This window comes from Virgibacillus siamensis, from assembly GCF_900162695.1.
Classification (GTDB): domain Bacteria; phylum Bacillota; class Bacilli; order Bacillales; family Amphibacillaceae; genus Lentibacillus; species Lentibacillus siamensis_A.
The window spans coordinates 2872602-2898307 of the sequence record NZ_FUIH01000007.1; the positions used below are offsets into that span (position 1 = coordinate 2872602).

Consider the following 25706-nt stretch of genomic DNA (forward strand, 5'->3'; position numbering starts at 1 on the left):
GTATGGACAGGGGTGATTTTTTTTAAACTACGAATCTAGTATATTTTCTGCCAGCTTCCTTTTATAATACGATCGTTGCGGTTGATATCCTGCATAATTTCGGTTGTGCAGGATGGGAAAGTGTTACGGAGCAGGTTGCTGACCGCCTCTCCCTGTTCATGCCCAATTTCAAAAAATATGTGCCCGTTCTGCTTTGTTACATCCGGCAAATCGGCGATGATTTTTTGATAAGCCGCCAATCCGTTCTTATCGGCAAATAAAGCAAGTTCCGGGTCGAAATTTTTCACCGTGTCCGAAAGCGATGGTTTTTCTGCCGCGGAAATGTATGGCGGGTTGGAAACAATGATATCCGCTTTTATATTTTTTTCCATGACCGGCTTCAGGAAATCGCCTTGCATGAACGTAACTTCGGCACCGAGGTTGGATGCATTTTTTTCCGCGGTCTGCAGTGCCTTTTCGGAAATATCTGTCGCGTATACGGTGGCATTTTCAAGCTCAAGTGCAAGCGTAATCGCGATGATGCCGCTCCCCGTCCCAATATCAACAATCGTAACCGGCGTAACCGGGGCGGCTTGAATCACTTGCTGGACAAGCTCTTCCGTTTCCGGCCTTGGTATCAGCGTATGACGGTTCACCTGAAAATTTCGCCCGTAAAATTCCTCACTGCCGATGATATGCTGGATCGGTATACCTGTTGTTGCATGCTTGATAATCGCTTGCCGGAATTGGTCCGCAATATCGTTAGGAACCGGCTCCCGCATATCCATGAAAAATTGTGACCGGGAAACACCACGGAAATGCTGCAGCAGCAACTCGGCAACCTTTGGCTCACGATGATGTTTTTCTAAAAAAAGAGAAGCCCGGCGCAGGACTTCATATTGTTTCGTTTCATTCGCCATATTATTCACCAATTTGTTCCAGTTTTTTCGTTTGTTCCTCGATTAACAACGCTTCGATGAATTCCTCGATTTTTCCTTCCATAATCTGATCGAGTTTCTGAATGGTCAGACCGATACGGTGGTCTGTCACGCGGTTTTGCGGGAAATTGTACGTACGGATCCGCTCCGACCGGTCACCAGTTCCAACCGCAGACTTCCGATTCTCATCATACTCCGCCTGTGCCTCCTGCTGGAATTTGTCATAGACACGAGCGCGCAGCACTTTCATTGCCTTTTCCTTATTTTTAATCTGGGATTTTTCATCCTGACACGACACAACAACACCAGTCGGCATGTGCGTCAGGCGAACAGCGGACATGGTCGTATTAACACTCTGCCCGCCGGGACCGCTGGATGCGAACGTATCGACACGAATATCTTTTTCGTGAATATCCACTTCCACCTCTTCCGCTTCCGGCAGCACGGCCACTGTTGCAGTCGATGTATGGATTCTTCCGCCTGACTCTGTTTCCGGAACACGCTGTACGCGGTGTGCACCATTCTCAAACTTCAACTCGGAATACGCACCGGTACCATTGATTATGAAAATAATTTCCTTGTACCCGCCGACACCTGTGGAACTTGCCTCGATAACTTCCGTCTTCCAGCCCTTCGTCTCGGCAAATTTTGAATACATCCGGTACAGATCACCAGCAAACAGTGCAGCCTCATCACCGCCAGCCGCACCGCGGATTTCCATGATAACGTTCTTATCATCATTCGGATCTTTCGGAAGCAGAAGAACCTTCAGCTTTTCCTCCAAATCTTCCTGCTGAGCATCCAGCTCTGAAATCTCTTCCTTTGCCATCTCCAGCATCTCTTCATCCAGATCATCATCAAGCATATCGCGCGCATCTTTCAATTGCTGCGTCACATCTTTATATTCACGGTACGCCTGAACAACATCCTCCAGATCAGACTGTTCCTTGGAATACTCACGCAATTTATTCATATCACTGATTACGTCCGGGTCACTAAGCAGTTCATTCAATTTATTGTATCGATCTTCCAATGATTGTAAACGTTCTAACAAAACCGTCACCTCTTTTTCGATTAACAGTCTAATTATAGTATACTCGGGGGAAGTGGTCAAAGTTATCGTGGTTTGTTCCGGCGAATTTCGATGCTGTTCCGGCACTAATAGAGTTATTCCGGCGAAAACGGGTATTGATTGGGCACTTTTTGAAATTATTCGGCATAATTAGCATTAATCCGGCACTTTGATAATTTATATCTTCTGTTTTTTGTAGTCCCCGCCACTTGATATGCAGCACGTAACAACCGCTTCATAACATCCGGTGAATCTAACTTTAGGAATTTCCGCGCTTCTGCATTGGATAGTTCATCAGAAATAAGCAACATATAATCACGCAGCGCCGATATATGGGACATCTTTGAAGCATGCAAACATTGAATGCAGTGCCACTTCCCATGTTTCCAAGCCATTGGAGCTATTCCACATTTCGGACAAAATACCCCTTTAATCAGTTCCCACGGTTTAATACCAAACTCATACATAACATCAACCATTTTCGGTGTATGTTCTGCTACTAAATACGCCGAAACATCAGCTATGTTTTTCATATCCAAGATAGGTGCAGAGTACTGCTGGAGAAATTTTTTTATAAGGAAAAACAACCGATTCGCGTGAATAACTTCTTTTGGAACAGGGTTGTCAGGATAGAGTGGTTTGATGATTGTTTTTGGTGAGCTGAAAACGATGAAATAGTGCATCGGAATATATGGGATATTCAATCTGTTCAGAAGTAGTCTTAAACGGTGTATTTGGAGTTTAACTTGTGGAATCGGGTTGGGATATCCGATTTCAGTTCCATTATCATGGCGCTGGATCACTTGACTTTCTCCATCAAAAAATATAGTACCATACCAATTTTTTACCTCAACCGCCAGAAAAGCTGTACAATACATTAGAAGATTATCTATTTCAAAGTGGCTGCCATGGCATGGGATGCGGGGATTTTTATGAAGATAATGATTGTCGGGGGACAAAAACCTCAAATAAAAATTCATATCGTTTTCCCCTTTTATCCCCGCCTTCTCCCGTATTAACCGATTTTCTACTTTATTTTTTGCCGGATGCGTGGCGGGAAGTCTACGGTTAAGTGCTTCCAGCTTTATAATATAATCAGATCGCTGGTGCTGAATAACTGGCATCAGTTCACAACCTTTCCACTGTTTTTTTCTATTGTACACCAAAGGCTGCTGCATGGAAATTTAGCAAAAAGTGATTTTAGTGCAATTCTTTTGCACAAAAATTATTAAAGCAGCAACAATTTAGCTAACTTGTCTAAACAAAATAGAATTTCAGCTATTTTTTCTGTAGAAATTACGAAATTACATATATTATTAAAGTATGTTGTACGGAGGGATTCGGCGGATTTCAGGGTTATTCCGGCACTTTTTGATTTAATCCGGCGAAAACCGGTATTGATTCAGCACTTTTTCATAATTTTAAAAAAAGCACCCCGCCAGGATGCTCTTATCGTTGTGCACTTTTCAATTCAGCTGTTAATGCTATACTACTGGGCTTGTTTGGGACCTCGTGGTGATGGCGGCATCTTGGTTCATAGGACTCGGATGCACCAACCATGATGATTGGGTCATCGTATGATGCTGGTTTGCCGTCAATCAGCCGCTGGGTACGGCTTGCGGGAGATCCGCATACAGGACAAATGGCATTCAGCTTGGTGACCGATTCGGCGAGTGCCATCAGTTTTGGCATTGGTCCGAATGGTTCGCCGCGGAAGTCGGTATCAAGGCCGGCGATGATGACGCGGATGCCTTCGTTTGCCAGTTCATCGGCTACGGCTACAATATTTTCATCAAAAAATTGTGCTTCATCAATCCCGATGACATCAACATTAGAATCTCCTTCAATGTCCGCCAGAATCTCATCGGAATTTTTTACCGGGCGTGCGATGGTTGAGTTGCCATTGTGCGATACAACCGAACCGTCGGAATATCGGTCATCAATTGCCGGTTTAAATACGCGGACCGATAAATGACCGAACGTTGCGCGGCGCACTCTCCGGATTAATTCCTCGGATTTCCCGGAGAACATACTTCCGCAGATCACCTCTACCCAGCCACTTTGTTTCATCACATACATATGCGGAGCTCCCTTCAGTGTCATTTCCTATGTAATAGTTTAACACTTTTTTCGACATTTTTTCATAAAAATTGAAAGTAAAAAAACAGGCAACGCTTTAGACATTTTGCCTGTTTTTTTGCATATTCATATCCAGCTGTAACGATCCAGTCGTCTCAGCCTTTTATCAATCCAGCTTCGACTCCTAGAAGTTGCCGTCATAAGCAATTGACACTCTAAGCGTGAAAAACCACACGCTTTTCGGTCCCTTGCTTATGCGTCCACTTCTGACCAGTCGTCTCAGCCTTTTACTTCATATTATATTTTTTCTTGAATCGGTCTACACGTCCGCCAACTTTGTCAGCTTTTTGCTTACCAGTGTAGAACGGATGTGAATCTGAACTGATTTCAACACGGATCAGCGGGTATGTGTTGCCATCTTCCCACTCGATTGTTTCGTCTGAACTTTTTGTTGATCCGCTCAAAAACTTAAATTCTGAGCTCGTGTCCAAAAACACAACTTTTCTGTATTCCGGATGAATTTCTTTTTTCATGTCTTCCACTCCTTTTTGCCCTGAATCCTATGGAAACAGAGTTATTGCAAGAGCCGTCACAGGTAAAATACCTTATCTAAACTCACATAAAAGAATTATAACAGTCTGCTTTATCGATTGCAATAGCTAATTGCTACAGGCTATTTCTTTACACCTTTACGGGCCATTTCCTCGTCCATTTGCTGGAAAAATTCTTCGTTGTTCTTCGATGCACGCAATCGCTTCAGGAAGCGGTCCAGGAAGTTGTGGGAATCCTGCATTGTTTTGCGGATTGCCCAAATTTTGTCAAGATGACTTTTTGAAATAAGCAGTTCTTCTTTCCTGGTGCCGGATTTAAGAATGTCAATTGATGGGAAAATACGACGTTCGGCAAGACTGCGGTCAAGGTGCAGTTCCATGTTGCCGGTTCCTTTAAATTCCTCGTAAATCACATCATCCATGCGTGAGCCTGTATCGACCAATGCTGTCGCCAAAATGGTGAAGCTGCCACCCTCTTCAATATTGCGGGCAGCACCGAAAAAGCGTTTCGGACGGTGGAATGCCGCCGGGTCGATACCACCTGAAAGCGTACGTCCGCTTGGCGGGATAACCAAGTTGTATGCACGTGCCAGCCGCGTGATACTATCCATCAGTACGATGACATCACGTTTATGTTCAACAAGACGCATCGCGCGCTCCAGGACAAGCTCGGAAACTTTGATATGGCTTTCCGGAACTTCGTCAAATGTTGAACTGACCACATCGACATCCGGTGAGACGGATCGTTCAATATCGGTTACTTCCTCAGGACGCTCGTCGACCAGCAGAATAATCAGCTTCGCTTCCGGGTGGTTTGCGGAAATGCTGTTGGCAATTTCCTTCAATAATACCGTTTTACCGGCTTTTGGCGGGGCTACAATCAGACCGCGCTGTCCAAAGCCAACTGGTGTCATAATATCAATAATCCGGGTGGAAAGTCGTTTCGTATCTTTTTCCAATTGCATTAAACGGTCCGGATAAAGTGCTGTCAACGCCGGAAAATGGACACGTTCTTTTGCTGTTTCCGGGTCTTCCCCATTGACCGCGTCAACATGGAGCAAACCATAGTAACGTTCGTTTTCTTTTGGAGGACGGACTTTACCGGAAACTTTATCACCATTGCGCAAATCAAAACGCCGGATTTGTGATGCGGAAATATAAATATCCTCAGCACTCGGCGAATAGTTGATCGGACGCAGAAATCCGAATCCTTCCGATGGAATAATTTCCAGAATTCCATCCATAAACAGGTATCCGTCTTTTTCCGCCTGTGCTTTTAATATCGCAAAAATCAGCTCGCGTTTTGTAAGTTTTGCATAATAGGATACCTTATACTCACGCGCCAGAGTATATACTTCTTTTAATGTTAATGTCTCTAAATGAGATATTGTTAGTGCTGCCATTCAATTCACCACGCCTATTCATTTTTACAATTTGATTATTTGTTCAGATATGCTTTCATTAAAATTTTCCTTATGATGGTCAGTTTTATATGAAATGAAGAATTACTGGGAGCTAGAATAGAAGTTTGTACACATTACAACTATAATATCCAAACTATACTAGTATTAAACATCTACCATAATACCCTTTAACCTGGCAAGTTTCAACTCCATTTGAAAAAATAATAGAGAGGGAAGCCCGTTCAATGGCTTCCCTGCACTTATATTTATGGTTTGATTACGAGGTTTGGTTTTTTCTCCAGGCTGTGTTTTCCATCAATAAAGCGGACTGTTCCGCTTTTAGCACGCATGACGACTGTCTGGGTAGTTGCATTATTTGCGCCTTTAAACTGAACACCTTGCAGTAATTCGCCGTCTGTTACACCGGTTGCTGCAAATATGGCATCATCGCCGCCGCAAAAATCATCCATATACAGAACTTTTTCTGTATCCGGAATACCCATATCTTTGCATCGTTCGCGCTCTTCATCATTTGATGGAATCAGTTTACCCTGCATTTCACCGCCAAGGCATTTCAGTGCAACTGCACCAAGTACGCCTTCCGGTGCGCCGCCAATACCTAAGAGGAGGTCGACGCCTGTATCATCAAATGCGGTGTTCATTGCCGCTGCAACGTCACCGTCCGGAATCAGTTTGATACGGGCTCCCGCTACACGGATTTCTTCGATCAATTCTTTGTGGCGGGGGCGGTCCAATACGATAACAACAAGGTCTTCCACTGCTTTGTTTTTCGCTTCCGCAACAGCTTTCAGGTTGTCGGCTGTGGAAGCGTTAATATCAACTTTGCCTACCGCTTCCGGTCCTACTGCAATTTTTTTCATGTACATATCTGGTGCATGCAACAATTTTTTATGATCGGCAATCGCGATAACTGCCAGCGCATTCCATGTACCCTGGGCAACGATGTTTGTTCCTTCAAGCGGGTCTACTGCCACATCCACACTAGGACCGGAACCAGTACCAAGTTCTTCGCCTATGTAAAGCATTGGCGCTTCATCCATTTCACCTTCACCGATGACGACTCGTCCTTTCATCGGTATCGTATCGAATACGTCACGCATAGCGGAGGTTGCTGCATCATCTGCTTCTTCTTTTTTTCCCCGCCCCATCCAGCGAGCTGATTTAAGGGCTGCTGCTTCGGTAACGCGTACGATTTCCATTGTTAAACTTCTTTCCATGTCATTCCTCTCCTTTAAAACAAAATACCCTCATCCCACGAAGATATTTTGAATCTCCTTTAGAGAATGAAAAAAGCGTTGCGGCTGAGACATTGGAAAATGGAGCGAATAACCGCTCCGGAAATATACTTCGCTTTCACTGCCAGCATAAGTGCGACATCTGCTCAAGCAAGCTTTCGCAGTGTCTTCTTTACCGCGGGCGGCTGCTGAGCCTCCTCGTGCTTACGCACTGCGGGGTCTCACCTATGCCTTTCCTCCCGCTGGAGTCTCCGTATATTCCCTCCGCTAAATTCCCAATTTTTTCCTTTTGAATTACACGTTTTTATTATGTCCCAGCCTTTTTATATCTAATACCCATCCATAACCAGCCGGCTTCAGGAGTTTTGAAACTGCTGGACTTCCTGCTCGGTCATTTCCTCGCGCCAAACATTTGCACCAAGGGCAAGTAATTTATCTGTAAGCTTTTCATACCCGCGGTCAATGTGTTCGAGGCCGGTTATTTCAGTAATGCCATTGGCCATCAATCCGGCAATGACAAGTGATGCACCTGCACGCAAGTCGGTTGCTTTCACCTTTGCACCCTGGAGCTGAACAGGCCCGGATACAATGGCAGATCCACCCTCCACTTTTATTATAGCATTCATTCGGCGTAATTCATCAATATGTTTTAATCTTGCTGCGTAAATTGTATCGGTAATGACGCCGGTGTTGACTGCCTTGGTTAAAAGTGTTGTGAACGGCTGCTGCAGATCAGTCGGGAATCCCGGGTAGACCAATGTTTTAATATCAACACTTTTGAGCGGATTTTTCGGGGCAACCAAAAGCTGCTCATCACTTTCTTCTATCGTCACACCCATTTCGCGCAACTTTGCCAATACGGATTCCAGATGCTGTGAAATTACGTTATCAATGATAACTTCATTGCCCTGTGCAGCCGCGGCAATGGCATAGGTTCCCGCTTCAATTCTATCCGGGATGATGGTATGACGGCATCCATTCAAGGACGAAACCCCTTCAATGCGGATGACATCCGTTCCCACACCCTTGATCTTCGCACCCATATTCGTTAACAATGTGGCTACGTCAATGATTTCAGGTTCTTTTGCTGCATTTTCTATGATGGTTTTTCCTTTTGCTTTAACAGCGGCCAGCATAATATTGATAGTTGCGCCAACACTGACAACGTCTAAGTAAATCCGCGCGCCGGTCAATTCTTTTGCACGAAGATAAATCGCACCCTGTTCATTGGTCACTTCCGCCCCAAGCGCCTCAAACCCTTTGATATGCTGATCAATCGGGCGCGGACCAAGATGACATCCACCAGGCAGGCCAATGACAGCCTGTTTAAATTTGCCCAGCATTGCACCCATAAAATAATAGGATGCCCGCAGTTTTTTGACTTTTCCATTTGGCAACGGCATCGACACAACGTTAGTTGGATCAATGTAAGCTGTTTGCCCGTCCCAGGTAACACGGCCGCCTATTTCTTCCAGCAGACCGCCCAATGTATAGATATCCGAAATTTCCGGAAGACCTTCAATCGCTACCTCAGAATCAGCTAAAAGTGCAGCAGGCAGCAATGCAACTGCACTGTTTTTAGCACCGTTGATCCGAACCTTTCCATTTAACAAATGACCGCCTTCAACTAACATTTTTTGCAATTAGGAGCACCCCACTTTGTATGTTACAGGACTTACTGATGCAGGCTGACATTGCACTGCCATTCATTTCCATCCATATTCAGTCATAGTTTGCACAAATTTTCCATTTTCATGTACTTATTTTTTTAAAAAACAGGGTGAGCCGTGGCCAGCTCCAGCGCCCAGCAACTAGCAAACTTCACACTCCTCCACTACGATAAGTCAACATCGGTTCGGATTTTAAGGAAGGCCGACTAAAACCGGCCTTTGCGGCCAACGTCGGCACACCCCTATGAAGGGGCGTGTTTCCTTTATCCCATTGTTGAAGGAAGATCGGCTAAAACCGCCGCTTTGCGCGGCAACGCCGACCCACACTAAATGGCAGGGCGCAGTTTGTCGCAGTTTGACTGGCAGTAATCCCCACTGAAAATCGTGGGGAAACTGCCAGTTCAAGCCCGATTTGTTCAACTAACATTCAGTGGGAAAAACACCACTGAATGAAGTTTCACGATATACGTTGCTAAACGGGCGCTTCCGCTTTTATTTTTGCTTATTCCAATCTGCAAGGAATTTTTCGATACCTTGATCTGTTAGTGGATGTTTGACAAGCTGTCCGAGTACCTTGTATGGAATTGTTGCAATATTCGCTCCATTTGCTGCAGCATCAATCACATGGAGTGGATGTCTGATTGATGCAGCAATAATTTCCGTTTCGATGCCATGACGGTCAAAGATTTGTGAAATCGTTGCAATCAGATCCATTCCATCATGACCGATATCATCAAGTCTGCCGAGGAACGGTGAAACATATGATGCACCTGCTCGCGCTGCAAGCAGAGCCTGATTTGCATTAAAAATCAAGGTCACGTTCGTTTTAATATTCAGATCACTGAACGCTTTAACCGCTTTTAATCCTTCCAGCGTCATTGGAACCTTGACAGTGATATTTGGTGCGATTGCAGCAAGCTCCTTGCCTTCCTTAATCATTCCTTCCGCATCTTCGGAAATGACTTCTGCGCTGACGGAACCGTCCACCTCACTGGTGATTTCCTTCAAACGATCATGAAACGAAACACCTTCCTTTGCCACCAGGCTTGGGTTGGTCGTCACGCCGGCCAGTATCCCGAGTTCATTTGCCGAACGAATTTCTTCAATGTTCGCCGTATCAACAAAAAATTTCATCGTTGTATACCCCACTTTCATGCATTATTTATTCCTATGAATTATGCCCGATCAGATGAACCGAATGCACACATTTTAACGTGCCATATTTCGTTTTATTTCGACGAAAACACGCTGAATTAGATGCGGTTCGACAGCTTTTTTCGTCAACGTACCGGCAGTTGTGCCGATACCTCTTCATAGCGGCCTGAAAAGCACGGGCATATAAAACTTCACCTGATTCCATATATTTTTACTACAGTATTAGAATACCAACTACTGCCGGAAGTGGCAAGAACAAATACAGGTGGTCAATCCATTAAAAAAACAGCCGGTGATAAAATCATCGGCTGTTTTGCGCTGAATATTATCCCAACAGGTTCCTGGTGTAGTCGCATACTTCCTGAACATTAAACGGTTTGGCAAGAATCTTTTTCACCAATCCGAATTGCTCGGTTTCACGGCTGATATCCTCCGGCAGTCCGCTCATTACGATTGCCGGTGTTGTTATTTCACGCTCGCTCATCTTTCGAAGAACTTCAATTCCATCAATTATCGGAAGTTTATAATCGAGCATAAGCAGATCAAATTCTTTGCTGGACAGATAATCCAACGCTTCTTTTCCCGTCTGTACAGTCGTTACCTGATAGCCTTCATTTGTAAAAATCTCCTGCAGAAGCAAGCGGATGCCTGGCTGATCATCTACGACCAGAATCTCTCTTGTCATTGTTTTGAACCATCCCCATCCCCATTTCGCAATTATTTTACTTTTTACCCTAATTTATCTTTTATCACATTATATCTAATTCTACATGAAATGAAAATATCCTTTTTCATATCGAATTTTTGACATGAAATAAGTAATTTGACTGTATTTATACGATAAGACCTACATATGGAAGCAAACGCGCGTTCCGCATGTAGGTCTTTATCCCTTACCTATATTTCTTTTTGTTGAATGGCTGCTCCGACGAATCCTTCGAACAGTGCTTGCGGGTTCGTTGGACGTGACTTGAATTCCGGATGGAACTGGCACGCGATAAACCATGGATGGTCTTCAATTTCAATGGTTTCAACCAGTCTGCCGTCAGGGCTTGTTCCGGAAAAGATAAATCCGCTGTCCGCCATTTGCTCACGGTATTCATTGTTGAACTCATAACGGTGACGATGGCGTTCATACACGATATCCGCATTTTGATAGGCAGCTTTTGTTTTTGTGCCCTCCACCAACTTGCACGGATAAATACCAAGTCGCAAAGTACCACCCATATCAGAAATATTTTTCTGCTCAGGAAGCAAATCTATGATTGGATATGGAGTGTGCGGGTCGATTTCCGCAGAATGTGCTCCTTCTAATCCGAGGACATTACGAGCGTATTCGACAGTCGCAAGCTGCATGCCGAGACAAATTCCGAAGTATGGAACTTTGTGCTCTCTGGCATAGCGGATTGCCGCGATTTTCCCTTCAATCCCACGGTCTCCAAACCCGCCGGGAACCAAAATGCCGTCCACGTCTTCCAGTGCATGCTTAATGCTTTCTTCACTAAGTTTCTCAGCATTAATCCACTTGACTTCGACATTGGAATCATACGTATAACCGGCATGCTTCAGCGATTCAACAACTGAAAGATATGCATCCGGCAATTCGACATATTTACCTACAAGCCCAATCGTTGTTGTTTTGGACAAACCACGTACTTTATTGACTAGCTTCATCCATTCTTCCATTTCCGCCTCTTTGCATTCCAGTCCGAAATGGTCGCATGTCAGCTGATCCAGATGCTGCTCCTGCAAGGAAACCGGAATCTGATATAATGTATCGGCGTCGATCATTTCAATAACCGCTTCTTTATCAATATCGCAGAAAAGTGCAATTTTCTCTTTCATTTCCTGGCTGATAGGAAGTTCTGTCCGCAATACAATGGCATCGGGCTGTATCCCAAGTGAACGCAATTCCTTTACACTGTGCTGGGTCGGCTTTGTTTTCATTTCACCTGCTGCTTTAATATATGGAACAAGTGTACAATGAATGTACATGACATGGTCCCTGCCGATATCACTTTTAATCTGGCGGATTGCTTCCAAAAATGGTAATGATTCGATATCGCCGACTGTCCCGCCGATTTCTGTAATGACAACATCTGCCTTCGTTTCCTGTCCGGCGCGGAAGACCTGTTCTTTAATTTCATTTGTGATATGCGGGATAACTTGTACCGTCCCGCCAAGATAATCCCCGCGGCGTTCCTTTTTGATGACGCTGGAATAAACTTTTCCAGTTGTGATGTTGCTGTATTTATTCAGGTTAATATCCGTAAAACGCTCATAATGGCCAAGGTCAAGATCTGTTTCCGCGCCGTCTTCCGTCACGAAAACTTCACCATGCTGATACGGGCTCATAGTACCCGGATCCACGTTGATATACGGATCAAATTTCTGAATGGTAATTTTTAATCCGCGGTTTTTTAATAAGCGTCCCAGTGATGCTGCCGTAATTCCTTTTCCCAATGAGGAGACAACGCCCCCGGTTACAAAAATATATTTCGTCACTGTTCATCCCTCTTCCTTCTATTGTTAATATGTTCATTTGAGTCGAAATTAAATCGTCAAAAACTATTTTGTGGGAATCTCCGCTTATTCCTGCCATTTCGAATTTGGTTTTTGTAGCTGATTTTCCAATAAAACAAAAAAAGCGCTCCCCTAACGGAAGGGGAAACGCTTTGTATTTTGAAATTAAAGAGCCCAATAAAAATTGTACTCATCCCTTATCAAAAAGTCAAGCAGCCTTCATGAAAACTATTTCTTTTTTTCCTCATTATCGTCGTCATCTTCGTCATCATAGTCTTCATCATGTTCGTCATCATAATCGTCATAATCTTCATCATGATCGTCATCATGGACTTCGTCTTCAAAATTATCGGTCAACACTTCAAGATCATCATCATGATCTTCCGGTTCTTCTACTTTTTCTTCTTTCTTTTTCTTCGTTGCCTTTTTCTTTTTTGTCGTTTTTTTCTTTTTCGGCTTAGGGCCGTCCTCTACCTGATCAATCGGGTACCACCGTTTCAATCCCCAGATGCCTGAACCGGTTGTAATAAAACGGCCGTCCACGGTCAGGTCTGTATAGAACTGTGAAAGGTAGTCCTGTTTTAGTTCCTCAGTAAAGCCTTTCATTTCAGCTACCTGATCATATAATTCACTGTAATGAACAGCTTTTTTATTATCTGTCAAAATGATATGTGCCAATTCAATCATTGGCATTCTTTGCATTTCCTCGCGGCTGTAATCTTTCAAACCCATGCTACCGCACTCCCTTTTTCATGTATTAAGGCGATGGTTATTGTTCATCGCAACATAATGTTCGTTTTATGGTTGTATAGTATAAATCATACCATACATTATAAACAAATCTGAAACGAATATGCCAGTATGAACCTGAAAAAAGTTGAGAAAATCTTGTTTTCTCAACTTTTTTGAATTCGTCGTACGATTCTATGCTTTTGTACCATCCAGCTCAAGCACCCAGCGACTAGTAAACTTCCTGGAGCCTCCCTACGATAAGTCAACGTCGAATCGTAATTTAAGGAAGGCCGACTAAAACCGGTCTTTGCGACCAACGTCGGCATACCCCTATGAAGGGGCACGTTTCCTTTATCTCGTACGGTCCAGTCCAGTTTATACGTCGCTAAACGGGTGCTTTCGCTTTTGTACCTACATATTCCTTCTGTATTGTCCGCCGACTTCGTACAGGGCGTTGGTGATTTGTCCGAGGCTGGCAATTTTTACAGTTTCCATCAATTCGACGAAAACATTTCCGCCGGTTGCTGCGGTTTTTTTCAGTCGTGTTAATGCCTCTTCCACTTCGTCTTTGTTTGCATCCTGGAATTTATGCAGTTCGCTGATCTGATGTTCTTTTTCCTCTTTGGATGCCCGGGCGAGCTCCATTGAATCAATCTGATCCTCTGACGGCGGATTTGGATTGATGTAAGTGTTGACGCCGACGAGCGGCAGTTCACCGGAATGTTTTTTCCCTTCATAATACAGCGATTCTTCCTGAATTTTACCGCGCTGATACTGGCGCTCCATTGCACCAAGCACACCGCCGCGGTCATTCATTTTTTCAAATTCCTGCAGTACCGCTTCTTCGACAAGATCTGTCAGTTCCTCTACAATAAACGAACCTTGCAGGGAGTTTTCATTTTTTGTCAAACCGAATTCTTTGTTGATAATCATCTGAATCGCCATTGCACGGCGGACAGATTCTTCGGTTGGTGTCGTAATTGCTTCATCATATGCATTTGTGTGCAGTGAATTTGTATTATCCTGAATCGCAATCAATGCCTGCAATGTTGTGCGAATATCATTAAAATCAATTTCCTGTGCATGCAATGAACGTCCGGATGTCTGAATATGATATTTCAATTTCTGGCTGCGTTCATTCGCACCGTACTTATCACGCATCGTAACAGCCCAGATGCGGCGAGCCACGCGCCCGATAACCGTGTATTCCGGATCAAGCCCATTTGAGAAAAAGAAGGATAAGTTTTTCGCAAACTTATTAACGTCCATTCCCCGGCTTAAATAATATTCCACATACGTGAAGCCATTTGCCAATGTAAAGGCAAGCTGTGTAATCGGATTTGCCCCCGCTTCTGCAATGTGGTAGCCGGAAATGGAAACCGAATAGTAGTTGCGCACTTCTTTATCAATGAAATACTGCTGAATATCCCCCATCATGCGAAGCGCAAATTCGGTTGAGAAGATACAGGTGTTCTGACCCTGGTCTTCTTTCAAAATATCTGCCTGCACTGTACCGCGAACGACCGATACCGTTTCATCCCGGATTGTCTCGTATTCATCTTTGTCCGGTCCACGATTATTCTCTTCCTTGAATTTGGCAACCTGCTGATCAATGGCGGTGTTAAAATACATAGCCAAAATAATCGGTGCCGGTCCATTGATTGTCATGGAGACCGATGTTTTTGGATCAGTGAGGTCGAAGCCGCTGTACAATTTTTTCATATCGTCCAATGTACAAATGCTTACACCGCTTTCGCCAATCTTTCCGTAAATATCCGGACGCTCTGCGGGATCTTCTCCATACAGAGTTACCGAATCAAACGCGGTGGACAATCGTTTGGCGTCTTCATTTTTGGATAAATAATGAAAACGGCGGTTGGTTCGTTCCGGCGTTCCTTCACCGGCAAATTGACGGGTAGGATCTTCACCTTTTCGTTTAAATGGAAAAACACCTGCCGTAAACGGAAATACGCCTGGTACATTTTCCTTCATCAGCCAGTTCAGGCGTTCACCCCAGTCGGCAAATTTCGGGAATGCCACTTTAGGAATTTTAAGGCCTGCAAGCGACTCTGTTGTATTGTCCATTTCGATTTCTTTATCCCGGACTTTATATGTCAGCTTATCACCACTGTACCGTTCCTTTGTTTCATCCCAGCCATCAAGAAGCCTTTTCGCTTTCGGATCAAGGTCTTCCTGGTATGTCCCGATAGATTTATCAATTGCTTCTTTCGCGCTTTCATCTTCAAGTACCTCTTTTGCCCCTTCCAGCTGATACAGCTTCCGGGCGATTTTACTCTGTTTGTCGGCATGGCTGTGATAGTTGCGGACATGTGTGGCAATTTCACGCAAATAATGCCGGCGTTCATTTGTAATAATCATATTATCCTTTTGGGCGATTACGTTACGCTCAAAGTCAATATCGGCATTCCATTCATATTTTTCGTTCAATGTATCGATAATGGCAGCAAACAAAGCGTTCGTACCGGCATCGTTAAACTGGCTGGCAATCGTGCCGAAGACCGGGAATTTCGTTTTGTCCTCGTGGAAAAGCATATGGCTGCGCTCATATTGTTTACGGACTTGATTTAACGCATCCTCAGAGCCTTTTTGTTCAAATTTATTAATGACAATAAAGTCGGCAAAATCAATCATGTCGATTTTTTCCAACTGTGAAGGTGCACCAAACTCTGCAGTCATCACATACATGGACAGGTCAGTCACATCGGTAATTGCCGCATCACCCTGACCGATACCGCTTGTTTCCACAATAATAAAATCGTAGGATGCGGCGCGTACAACATCAATAATGTCATGAAGCGCCTTCGATAATTCGCTCCTTGAATCACGCGTTGCCAGTGAACGCATGTATACACGGTCGGTAAAAATAGCGTTCATCCGAATACGGTCGCCTAATAATGCGCCGCCGGTTTTCTTTTTCGTCGGGTCAATCGAGATAATCGCAATTTTTTTATCGGGTACTTCGTTAATAAAACGGCGAATCAGTTCATCGGTGAGGGAACTTTTACCCGCACCGCCAGTACCGGTAATCCCGAGCACCGGTGCATGATTGGATTTTTGCTGTAATTTTTTCAGTACCGTTTGTTTTTTATCGTCTTTCTGATTGCCTTCCATATACGTAATGAAACGGGCGATTGCCTGTCGTTCTCCGGCAGCCAATTTATCCTGATCTTGTTTCAAATCAATCGGCGGCAAAAAGTCACATTCCTCAAGCATTTTATTAATCATACCCTGAAGCCCCAGTTCACGGCCATTTTCCGGTGAAAAAATCCTGGAGACTCCGTAATCATGCAATTCTTTTATTTCCCGCGGGATAATGACACCCCCGCCACCGCCGTAAACTTTTATATGTTCCGCGCCTAACTCATTCAGCAGGTCAATCATGTATTTGAAATATTCCACATGACCGCCCTGATAGGATGAAATCGCAATTCCTTGCGCATCCTCCTGAATCGCCGCATAGACGACCTCCTCAACAGACCGGTTATGACCAAGGTGAATCACTTCCGCTCCGCTCGACTGGAGAATTCTGCGCATAATATTGATTGATGCATCATGACCGTCATATAAACTGGATGCCGTTACAAAACGAACGGGATTTACCGGCTTATACAGTTGCACTTGTTCCATCATCCATCCTCCTGTCTTTCGTATTTTTTCGTTCAATTGCCAGTGCCTGTGTTAAATAGTCTGTCTGGCGTTCAATGTACTCATCAAGGGTAAACTGCTTTTGCAGCATCCATCGTCTGAACCCCCACATTTGTCCTTGGATAAATATGTTATTCGCCAGAAGTTTCACATCCTGCTTTGCCATGTCATGCGGGACACATGAAACAATGACCTCTTCCAGCATGCCGACCATGTCGCGTTCCTTTTGCAGGACATAGTCGCGTGTTTCCTTTTTCAGCGATTTAACTTCCTGATACAGGATAATGACTTCTTCCTGCATGTCATCCATCAATTCAAAATAAGAGCGGATAACACTTTCCAGATTGTCAACGGATGGATTCTTCAGGTCAATAGCCGCCTCAAGCCGCTGTCTGACTTGCTTATAAATCGCATCCACAACAAGAAAAAGCACATCTTCCTTTGTTCGGATATATTCATAAAGTGTGCCGATGCTGAACCCGGATTCTTTGGCTATTTCACGTGTCGTTGTCCGGTGAAAACCTTTTTCCTTAAAAAGCGAAATTGCACCTTTGATCATTTGGCTGCGGCGTTTTTCGACCAGACTAACATCTTTTACAGAAGAAAGGATTTTGTTTTTTTCAGTCATGTTTGTCCCCCTTCCATTTTTTAAAAATTTCCTGTGCCAGCTGATATGGATCACTGTCTGCCTCAATTGTAATGTCCGTGTTGTTTTGCTCCATGTATTCTTTTACGTCAAGCCATATTTCTTCGCGAACAAGTTCATAAACTTCCAGCTCCTGCTGAAATTGACGTCGTTCTTTTCCTTCAGCTGTATGATATAAAAAATCATGATGCGCATTGATTTTTTCCCACAGTTTATCAATGCCTTTGTTTTCTGTCGTAATCGTTTTGACAATCTGGGTCTCCTGATCGCCTTTAGCTGTCATCATCACAAGCTCTTTTAATAGTGCCTTGAGCTTGCCGTAACCAGGCAGGTCTGCTTTGTTGATGACAAACAAATCGGCAATTTCCATAATGCCCGCTTTAAAAATCTGCAGCACATCACCACTATTCGGCGTCAAAACAAGTGCAGTCGTATCAACAATTTTCATAATGTCCAGCTCTGACTGACCGACACCGACTGTCTCAACGATTACGACATCAAACCCATATGCATCGCAAATCCTTACTGCATCTTTGGTCGCCCGGGCAAGACCGCCAAGACTGCCGCGCGTTGCCATACTGCGGATGTAGACACCTTCATCGGTAAAGTGTTCATTCATCCGGACACGATCGCCAAGCAGTGCACCGCCGCTGAACGGGCTTGTAGGGTCGACAGCAACCACTGCAACAGTTTTTCCTTCACTCCGAATATGTGTAATCAGCCGGTTAACGAGTGAACTTTTTCCGGCACCGGGCGATCCGGTTAAGCCGACATATTGGGCATGTTTTTTCAAGGAGAAAACATCGCTCAGCATAGCGAGCTTCTCAGGATGGTCATTTTCCACCATGGTGATGGCACGTGCCAACGCGCGTATATTTTTTTCTTTAATTTGTTCAACAAGCTGGTGCATGTTCATGACCATCCTTTCTGTTTCAAAGTAGTTCACCGGTATTTGGAACTGCTTGCCTGATTGGATGTGCTCCCCGTCCGGGTCTGGATTTCGCACGGTCGAAATTATAAACTTGAGCCAAATATTTGTGAACTTAAGCCGATTCGGATCAAATTTGGGCCAAAATTAGTTCAACTTGGGCCAAAAGCCCGTCAATTTGAGCCAAACGCTATTCACTCCCGCATTAGATCTTCTACTTCGTCAGCATCCGGCCAATAACAAGGCGCTGGATTTCGTTTGTGCCTTCATAGATCTGCGTGATTTTCGCATCGCGCATGTAACGTTCAACCGGATAATCTTTCGTGTAGCCATATCCGCCGAATACCTGAACAGCTTCAACGGTAATGCGCATGGCGGCATCACCGGCAAACAGCTTCGACATTGCGGATGCTTTGCCGTATGGTTTTCCTTCTGATTCAAGCCATGCAGCCTGATAGGTTAAGAGACGCGCTGCTTCCACATCTGTTGCCATGTCAGCAAGCTTAAACGAAATACCTTGATTCGCTGCAATCGGTTTGCCGAACTGTTCGCGTTCTTTCGCATAATCCGTTGATGCATCCAGTGCACCTTGGGCGATTCCGAGCGCCTGTGCAGCAATACCATTACGGCCGCCGTCAAGCGTTGTCATAGCGATTTTAAATCCTTCGCCCTCTTCACCAAGCATGTTTTCTTTTGGCACACGGCAGTTTTCAAAAATCAATTCCGTCGTAGGGGATGAACGGATCCCCAATTTCTTTTCCTTCTTACCGAATGTAAACCCTTCTGTTCCTTTTTCCACGATAAATGCGCTGATCCCCTTATGTCTTGCTTCCGGGTTTGTCATGGCAAAAACGATGTAAAGGTCAGCCACACCGCCATTGGTGATCCAGACTTTGCTTCCATTCAGAATGTAATCATCACCGTCTTTTTTGGCAATGGTTTTCATACCTGCTGCATCACTCCCTGAACCCGGCTCAGAAAGCGCATATGCGCCCAATGCTTCACCGGTAGCCAGGCGGTACAGGAATGTCTTCTTCTGCTCTTCGTTTCCGTACTTATAAATCGGCCAGCTGGCAAGTGACAGGTGTGCGGACAATGTTACACCAGTAGATGCACATACACGTGACAGCTCCTCAACCGCAATGACGTAGCTGACAAAATCCGCTCCTATTCCGCCATATTCTTCAGGCCATGGGATTCCTGTCAGTCCCAGTTCAGCCATTTGATCAAAAATTTTCCGGTCGAAACGCTCTTCTTCATCACGTTCTGCCGCAGTTGGTTCCACCTCTTTTTTGGCGAAATCACGGACCATCTTGCGCAGCATTTCTTGTTCTTCGGTCAATTGAAAATTCATCTGTTCTTCCTCCTAGTCTTTCAAAAGATTCTTGGCAATTACGATATGCTGGATTTCGTTCGTTCCTTCATAAATCTCGGTAACCTTGGCATCACGGAAGAGGCGCTCCACCGGGTAATCTTCGGTATAGCCATATCCGCCGAAAACCTGTACGGCCTCAATCGCAGCTTTTCTGGCTGTTTTTGATGCGAACATCTTTGCCATGGATGCCTCTTTGCTTGCCGGAATATCCCGCTCAACAAGCGAAGCAACGTTATACACTAATAGTTTCGCAGCTTCGACTTCTGTCGCCATATCTGCCAGTTTAAATGAAATTCCCTGGTTTTTGGCAATCGATTTCCCGAATTGCTGTCGTTCTTGCGCATATGCTGTTGCATGCTCCAATGCTGCTTCACCGATTCCGAGTGCCTGTGCAGCAATCCCGATTCGACCGACATTTAAATTAGCCATCGCAATTTTAAATCCGTCGCCTTCATTGCCGAGCAGCTGCTTCTTTGGTACTTTGCAATTATCAAAGTTCAATTGTACGGTGCTGGAACCATGCAGCCCCATCTTCCGTTCCGCCTTGCCGATTTCGAAACCCGGTGTATCGCGCTCGAGGATAAAAGCACTCACACCTTTTGAACCAGCTTCATCGCTGGTTCTGGCAAACGTGATAAATGTATCAGCAAATCCGCCGTTTGTAATAAAAACTTTGGAACCGTTCAAAATATAATAATTCCCGTCTTTTTTCGCCCTCGTTTTCATGCTTGCCACGTCAGATCCGGCACCGGGTTCTGTCACGGCGAATGCACCAAGGTACTCCCCGGATGCGAGTTTAGGAATGTAATGCTTTTTTTGTTCCTCTGTACCGAAATACAAAATCGGATTTGTCCCGACAGATGTATGCACAGATAAAATAACGCCGACTGTCGCACTGACCTTGGCCAGTTCATTGATGGCAATAATGTACGATGTATAATCCATGCCGCTCCCGCCGTATTCTTCCGGGATTGGGATACCCATCAGTCCGAGTTCCCCCATCTTACGGATAACTTCTTCCGGAAAACGGTCTTCTTTTTCCATTCGTTCAATGTGCGGTTGTACTTCCTTTTGGGCAAAATCCCGAACCATTTTCCGCATCATTTCCTGTTCTTCTGTAAAATTAAGGTTCATCCAATTGCCCCCCTCTCTGTTATTCCTGTTGATTTAAAACGAACAAATAAATCAGCTGTATTGATAAAAACCGCGGCCGGATTTTTTACCGAGCCAACCAGCCTTTACATATTTTCTGAGCAGTGGACATGGACGATATTTACTGTCCGCAAATCCTTCGTACAGTACTTCCATGATATACAAGCATGTATCCAGCCCGATGAAGTCCGCCAGTGTCAGCGGGCCCATTGGGTGATTCATACCGAGTTTCATAACCGTATCAATGTCCTCAACAGATGCGACCCCTTCCTGCAATGCAAAAATCGCTTCATTGATCATCGGCATTAAAATACGATTCGCTGCAAACCCAGGGGCATCATTTACTTCCACCGGCGTTTTTGACAGTTTTTTCGTCATATCTTCAATTGCCTGATACGTTTCATCACTTGTCTGAATGCCTCGGATGATTTCAACAAGTTTCATAACAGGAACCGGGTTCATGAAATGCATCCCGATAACCTGTTCCGGCCGATTGGTTGACGCCGCAATTTCTGTAATCGGCAGTGACGAAGTGTTTGTTGCTAAAATCGCATGTTTCGGTGCGAATGCATCAAGATCACGGAACACTTTTGTCTTCACTTCCATGTTCTCTACAATTGCTTCGATAACCAAATCACATGACCCGGCATCCTTTATTTCCGTGGATGGTTTCAGCCGGTTGATTGTATCTGTTTTGTCCTGTTCACTGATACGCTCCTTTTCAACCGCTCGTGTAAGAAGCTTTTCAATTGATTTCATCCCTTTATTCAGTGCTGATTCATTGACATCATTTAAAATAACGTTGAATCCTGACTGGGCACATACTTGGGCAATTCCGGCGCCCATCTGTCCGGCGCCGATTACCATAACTTTTTCAATTGCCATTGTATCTCCTCCTTTTTCTAGCCATGTTGTTAAAACTTCAGCATTGCAAAAAATCGAATGCCGGTTGCTGCCGCAACAGCCGCAGCACCTGTATTACTGCTTCGGAACTTCAATCAAGACAGCATCTCCCTGGCCGCCGCCGCTGCAGATGGCTGCAATTCCGAGTCCGCCGCCCTGGCGTTTCAGTTCATGAATAAGTGTTAAAATGATGCGTGCCCCGCTTGCGCCGATTGGATGGCCAAGTGCAACGGCACCACCATTGACATTCACATTTTCCGGATCAATGTCAGCAATTTTTCCGCTGGCCAATGATACAACTGCAAACGCTTCATTGATTTCGAACAAATCTATATCATCTTTGGCATAGCCTGTTTTTTCAAGCAGTTTGTTGATGACGAGTCCTGGTGTCTGCGGAAAATCTTTCGTATCGACTGCAACTTCAGCATGGCCAAGTACTGTTGCCATCGGTTTTTTACCAAGTGCTTCCGCCTTTTCATCCGACATTACGACAAATGCGCATGCGCCATCATTGACACCAGGTGCGTTTCCGGCAGTGATTGTACCATCTTTATCAAAAGCCGGGCGCAATTTGCCGAGTTTTTCCAAGCTTGTGTCTTTCCTTGGTGCTTCATCTGTATCAACTAGAATTGGGTCACCTTTACGCTGCGGAACTTCCAGTGACACGATTTCTTCGGCAAACTTGCCATCCTCGATTGCCTTTACTGAACGCTGATGACTGCGGTATGCCCACTCATCCTGATCCTCCCGGGACACATTGAATTCATCGGCAGTACCATTTCCATAGCTTCCCATGTGCACATTGTTGAATGAACATGTCAACCCATCATGGACCATCATATCGACAACGCGTTTGTCACCCATACGGTTTCCCCAACGCGCATCCGGCAAATAGTATGGTGCATTGCTCATGCTCTCCATTCCGCCAGCGACAATGACGTCCTCATCGCCAACTCGAATGAGCTGATCGGCAAGAGTCACACTTCGTAATCCTGATGCACAGACCTTGTTAATCGTTTCAGTTTTTACATCCCATGGAATGCCTGCAATACGTGCTGCCTGACGTGACGGAATCTGGCCCTGGCCGCCCTGCAAAACAGTTCCCATAATAACTTCATTGATTTCTTTTTCCTCGAGTCCGGCGCGATCCAGCGCTTCACGGATTGCTTTTCCGCCAAGCTGCGGGGCCGTAAAAGATTTTAACGATCCTCCAAACTTTCCAAACGGGGTTCTGGCACCTGATACAATAACGGTTTTGCGCATTTTTTCAGCTTCCTTTCTTTACAAGTTTTATAGATTCCTATTGTGAACGCTTTCTTTTAACCTATCATCATGGTATAGAAGATGCAATCAAAAAGCGATTGAACGCTCGCTCAATACTGGGCCTAAAAGCAGAGGGGCATTTAAAAACCCCTCTGATACTGCCTTTTATGCTGTTTTTACTCCTTCTTCCACAAAAACACTCAATGCAAGTATTTCTGCAACATCCATTGTACTGATATCTTCTTCCACTTCTTTTGCCTTCGTACCATCACTCAACATGGTCAGGCAATATGGACATGCACTGGAGATCATCGTTGATTCCGTCTGCAATGCCTGCTCCGTGCGGGCAACGTTGATCCGGTTGCCTGTCGTTTCCTCACTCCACATCAGGCCACCGCCGGCACCACAGCACATCCCGTTTTCACGGCTGCGATCCATTTCTGTAAGTTCAAGCCCCGGAATGGATTTCAGAATTTCACGCGGCGGGTCATACACGCCATTATACCTTCCAAGATAACAGGAGTCATGATAAGTCAAGCGCTGGTTAATATCCCGCTCCGGCTTCAATTTCCCATTCATCACCAAGTCATACAGCATTTGTGTATGATGATAAACTTCCGCTTCAAATCCGAAATCCGGATATTCGTTTTTGAAAATATTGTATGCGTGCGGATCGATGGTTACGATCTTTTTCACGTCATGTTTGTTGAATTCCTTCATATTTTTCTCGGCAATTTCCTGGAATAGAAACTCGTTCCCGATACGACGTGCCGTATCACCGGAGTTTTGCTCTTTGTTTCCCAAAATCGCAAAGCTGATGCCAGCCTTATTCATCAGTTTAGCAAATGCCAGGGCAATTTTTTGACTGCGGTTGTCAAATGAGCCCATTGAGCTTACCCAGAAAAGGTATTCAAAATCTTTATCTTCTTTTTTCAGTTCTTTGACAGTAGGGATGTATGCATCTTCATCCTGTTCACGCCATTTAATCCGGTCTTTTTTGGAAAGCCCCCATGGGTTGCCTTGGCGCTCAATGTTCATAACAGCACGCTGGGCATCCGGGTCCATCTTCCCTTCCGTCATAACCAGGTAACGGCGCATATCAATAATTGTACCGACATGCTCATTATTAACCGGACATGCATCTTCACAGTTTCGGCAAGTTGTACAGCCGGCAAGTTCTTCCTGTGTAATAACGTCGCCAATCAGGCTGACTGCATCCATTTTTTCCACTGCACCATCGGCAGCTGCCATCTGGTTTCCAGCCGTACCTGCAAACGCATAAGTCGGAACCCACGGCTTTTTGCCGGTAACTGCAGCACCTTTTTGGGTCAGGTGATCACGTGCTTTAATCATGATATCCATCGGTGACAGCATCTTTCCTGTACCGGATGCCGGGCAAACGTCTGTACAGCGCCCGCACTCCACACAGGCATAAAAATCAATCATCTGATGCTGCTCAAAATCTTCCACTTTACCAACACCAAAGGATATCTCATCTTCGTCTTCAGTATCTTCATCAATATCAAAATCTATTTTTTTCAGTTTACCAGGTACGCGTTTACTCAAAAACACGTTAGCCGGCGCAGCAATCAAGTGTGCGTGTTTCGATTGCGGTACATAAATCAGGAATGACAGGATCGTAATGGTGTGCACCCACCAGAATACAAAGAATAATACCATTGCTGCTGTTTCAGGCAGCCAGCTGAAGACCAATGCTATTAAACTGGCAACAGGCTGTGACCATCCAATTTTTGCTTCTTCCAGCCAAATAAGTTCCATCCCGTTTGAAAATAGTACGGAAAACATCAGTGTACCGATAAATAGCAGAACAAGTCCCGCTTTAAATCCCCGTTTCAAACGAATGATTTTTTCAATGTAGCGGCGGTAGAATGCCCACACGACAGCTACCAGGATCATCAAAACAACCAGTTCCTGAAAGAATGTAAAGGCCGGATATACTGGCCCGAACGGTAAATGACTGCCCGGGGAAAGCCCTTTTACAAATAGGTCAATTGCGCCGAATTGCACAAGCAGGAAACCGTAGAACATCATGACATGAATGGAACCTGATTTTTTGTCTTTCAATAGTTTGGACTGTCCAAATACTATTTTTCCGATTCGGCGGAACCGCTCTTTAAAATCACGGTCAAAGTCTGATTTCTTCCCCATCTTGATGTAGGAAATCCGCGTTGTCACAACTCTGGCAAACAAGTATAGACCATAGATGACGATAGCCGCGAACGCCACACCGTTTATTAGCAGAAATGTGTCCATTATTCGCTCCCCCTCTGTAAGTAGTATTGTAACGTAAAATGACAGCGATTGCATTTTTCAGCAAAAAACGACAAACGCGATTTATGTGAAATGTCCATAGTTATACTTTATAAGTGAATGATCATTCAGTCAACTCATTTT

Annotated in this window: 20 protein-coding genes; all 20 read right to left on the reverse strand. The window is 44.7% G+C overall.

Annotated features, from left to right (window positions below):
• Positions 1–35: 35 nt before the first annotated feature.
• Complete coding sequence (gene prmC, locus B1K71_RS17640; RefSeq protein ID WP_077329359.1) at positions 36–899, reverse strand: peptide chain release factor N(5)-glutamine methyltransferase; 864 nt, start codon at positions 897–899, stop codon at positions 36–38.
• A gap of 1 nt (position 900) precedes the next feature.
• Positions 901–1971 (reverse strand): peptide chain release factor 1, encoded by a 1071-nt coding sequence (gene prfA / locus B1K71_RS17645; RefSeq protein ID WP_077329360.1) that lies wholly within the window; start codon positions 1969–1971, stop codon positions 901–903.
• Positions 1972–2126: 155 nt separating this feature from the next.
• The gene (locus B1K71_RS17650) at positions 2127–3113 is read right to left on the reverse strand and encodes an NERD domain-containing protein (RefSeq protein ID WP_175631960.1); all 987 of its coding nucleotides are present in this window, start codon (positions 3111–3113) and stop codon (positions 2127–2129) included.
• Between the two features lie 325 nt (positions 3114–3438).
• Entirely contained in the window at positions 3439–4068 is a 630-nt protein-coding gene (locus tag B1K71_RS17655; RefSeq protein ID WP_077329364.1) for a thymidine kinase, read from the reverse strand.
• Positions 4069–4355: 287 nt separating this feature from the next.
• Positions 4356–4601: a type B 50S ribosomal protein L31 gene (locus B1K71_RS17660; protein ID WP_077329366.1), complete on the reverse strand. Its 246-nt coding sequence runs from the start codon at positions 4599–4601 to the stop codon at positions 4356–4358.
• Between the two features lie 140 nt (positions 4602–4741).
• Positions 4742–6022, reverse strand: a complete 1281-nt coding sequence (gene rho / locus B1K71_RS17665) for a transcription termination factor Rho (protein WP_077329368.1) — start codon at positions 6020–6022, stop codon at positions 4742–4744.
• 266 nt (positions 6023–6288) lie between these two features.
• Entirely contained in the window at positions 6289–7260 is a 972-nt protein-coding gene (glpX, locus tag B1K71_RS17670) for a class II fructose-bisphosphatase (protein ID WP_077329370.1), read from the reverse strand.
• A 374-nt stretch (positions 7261–7634) separates the two neighbouring features.
• Positions 7635–8921, reverse strand: a complete 1287-nt coding sequence (locus B1K71_RS17675) for a UDP-N-acetylglucosamine 1-carboxyvinyltransferase (protein ID WP_077329371.1) — start codon at positions 8919–8921, stop codon at positions 7635–7637.
• Between the two features lie 519 nt (positions 8922–9440).
• A complete protein-coding gene (fsa, locus tag B1K71_RS17680) occupies positions 9441–10082 on the reverse strand; it encodes a fructose-6-phosphate aldolase (RefSeq protein ID WP_077330360.1) in 642 nt (213 codons plus the stop codon).
• Between the two features lie 346 nt (positions 10083–10428).
• Positions 10429–10788 carry a response regulator gene (locus B1K71_RS17685; RefSeq protein ID WP_077329373.1) on the reverse strand — a complete coding sequence of 120 codons (360 nt, stop codon included), beginning with the start codon at positions 10786–10788 and terminating at the stop codon, positions 10429–10431.
• A gap of 212 nt (positions 10789–11000) precedes the next feature.
• Positions 11001–12608, reverse strand: a complete 1608-nt coding sequence (locus B1K71_RS17690; RefSeq protein WP_077329375.1) for a CTP synthase — start codon at positions 12606–12608, stop codon at positions 11001–11003.
• A gap of 246 nt (positions 12609–12854) precedes the next feature.
• Positions 12855–13358: a DNA-directed RNA polymerase subunit delta gene (gene rpoE / locus B1K71_RS17695; protein ID WP_077329376.1), complete on the reverse strand. Its 504-nt coding sequence runs from the start codon at positions 13356–13358 to the stop codon at positions 12855–12857.
• A gap of 411 nt (positions 13359–13769) precedes the next feature.
• Complete coding sequence (icmF, locus tag B1K71_RS17700; protein ID WP_077329379.1) at positions 13770–17006, reverse strand: fused isobutyryl-CoA mutase/GTPase IcmF; 3237 nt, start codon at positions 17004–17006, stop codon at positions 13770–13772.
• Complete coding sequence (locus B1K71_RS17705; protein ID WP_077329380.1) at positions 16984–17652, reverse strand: TetR/AcrR family transcriptional regulator; 669 nt, start codon at positions 17650–17652, stop codon at positions 16984–16986. Before B1K71_RS17705 ends, icmF begins: the two co-directional genes overlap by 23 nt.
• Positions 17645–18580, reverse strand: coding sequence for a methylmalonyl Co-A mutase-associated GTPase MeaB (gene meaB / locus B1K71_RS17710; protein ID WP_077329382.1), 936 nt, complete (start codon positions 18578–18580; stop codon positions 17645–17647). Before meaB ends, B1K71_RS17705 begins: the two co-directional genes overlap by 8 nt.
• Positions 18581–18812: 232 nt before the next feature.
• A complete protein-coding gene (locus tag B1K71_RS17715) occupies positions 18813–19952 on the reverse strand; it encodes an acyl-CoA dehydrogenase (protein WP_077329384.1) in 1140 nt (379 codons plus the stop codon).
• A gap of 12 nt (positions 19953–19964) precedes the next feature.
• Complete coding sequence (locus B1K71_RS17720; RefSeq protein WP_077329385.1) at positions 19965–21107, reverse strand: acyl-CoA dehydrogenase; 1143 nt, start codon at positions 21105–21107, stop codon at positions 19965–19967.
• A 51-nt stretch (positions 21108–21158) separates the two neighbouring features.
• On the reverse strand, positions 21159–22010 hold the full coding sequence (locus B1K71_RS17725) for a 3-hydroxybutyryl-CoA dehydrogenase (RefSeq protein WP_077329386.1): 852 nt from the start codon (positions 22008–22010) through the stop codon (positions 21159–21161).
• Positions 22011–22103: 93 nt separating this feature from the next.
• Positions 22104–23291, reverse strand: a complete 1188-nt coding sequence (locus B1K71_RS17730; protein WP_077329387.1) for an acetyl-CoA C-acetyltransferase — start codon at positions 23289–23291, stop codon at positions 22104–22106.
• A 165-nt stretch (positions 23292–23456) separates the two neighbouring features.
• Positions 23457–25565 carry a (Fe-S)-binding protein gene (locus tag B1K71_RS17735; RefSeq protein ID WP_077329388.1) on the reverse strand — a complete coding sequence of 703 codons (2109 nt, stop codon included), beginning with the start codon at positions 25563–25565 and terminating at the stop codon, positions 23457–23459.
• Between the last annotated feature and the right edge of the window lie 141 nt (positions 25566–25706).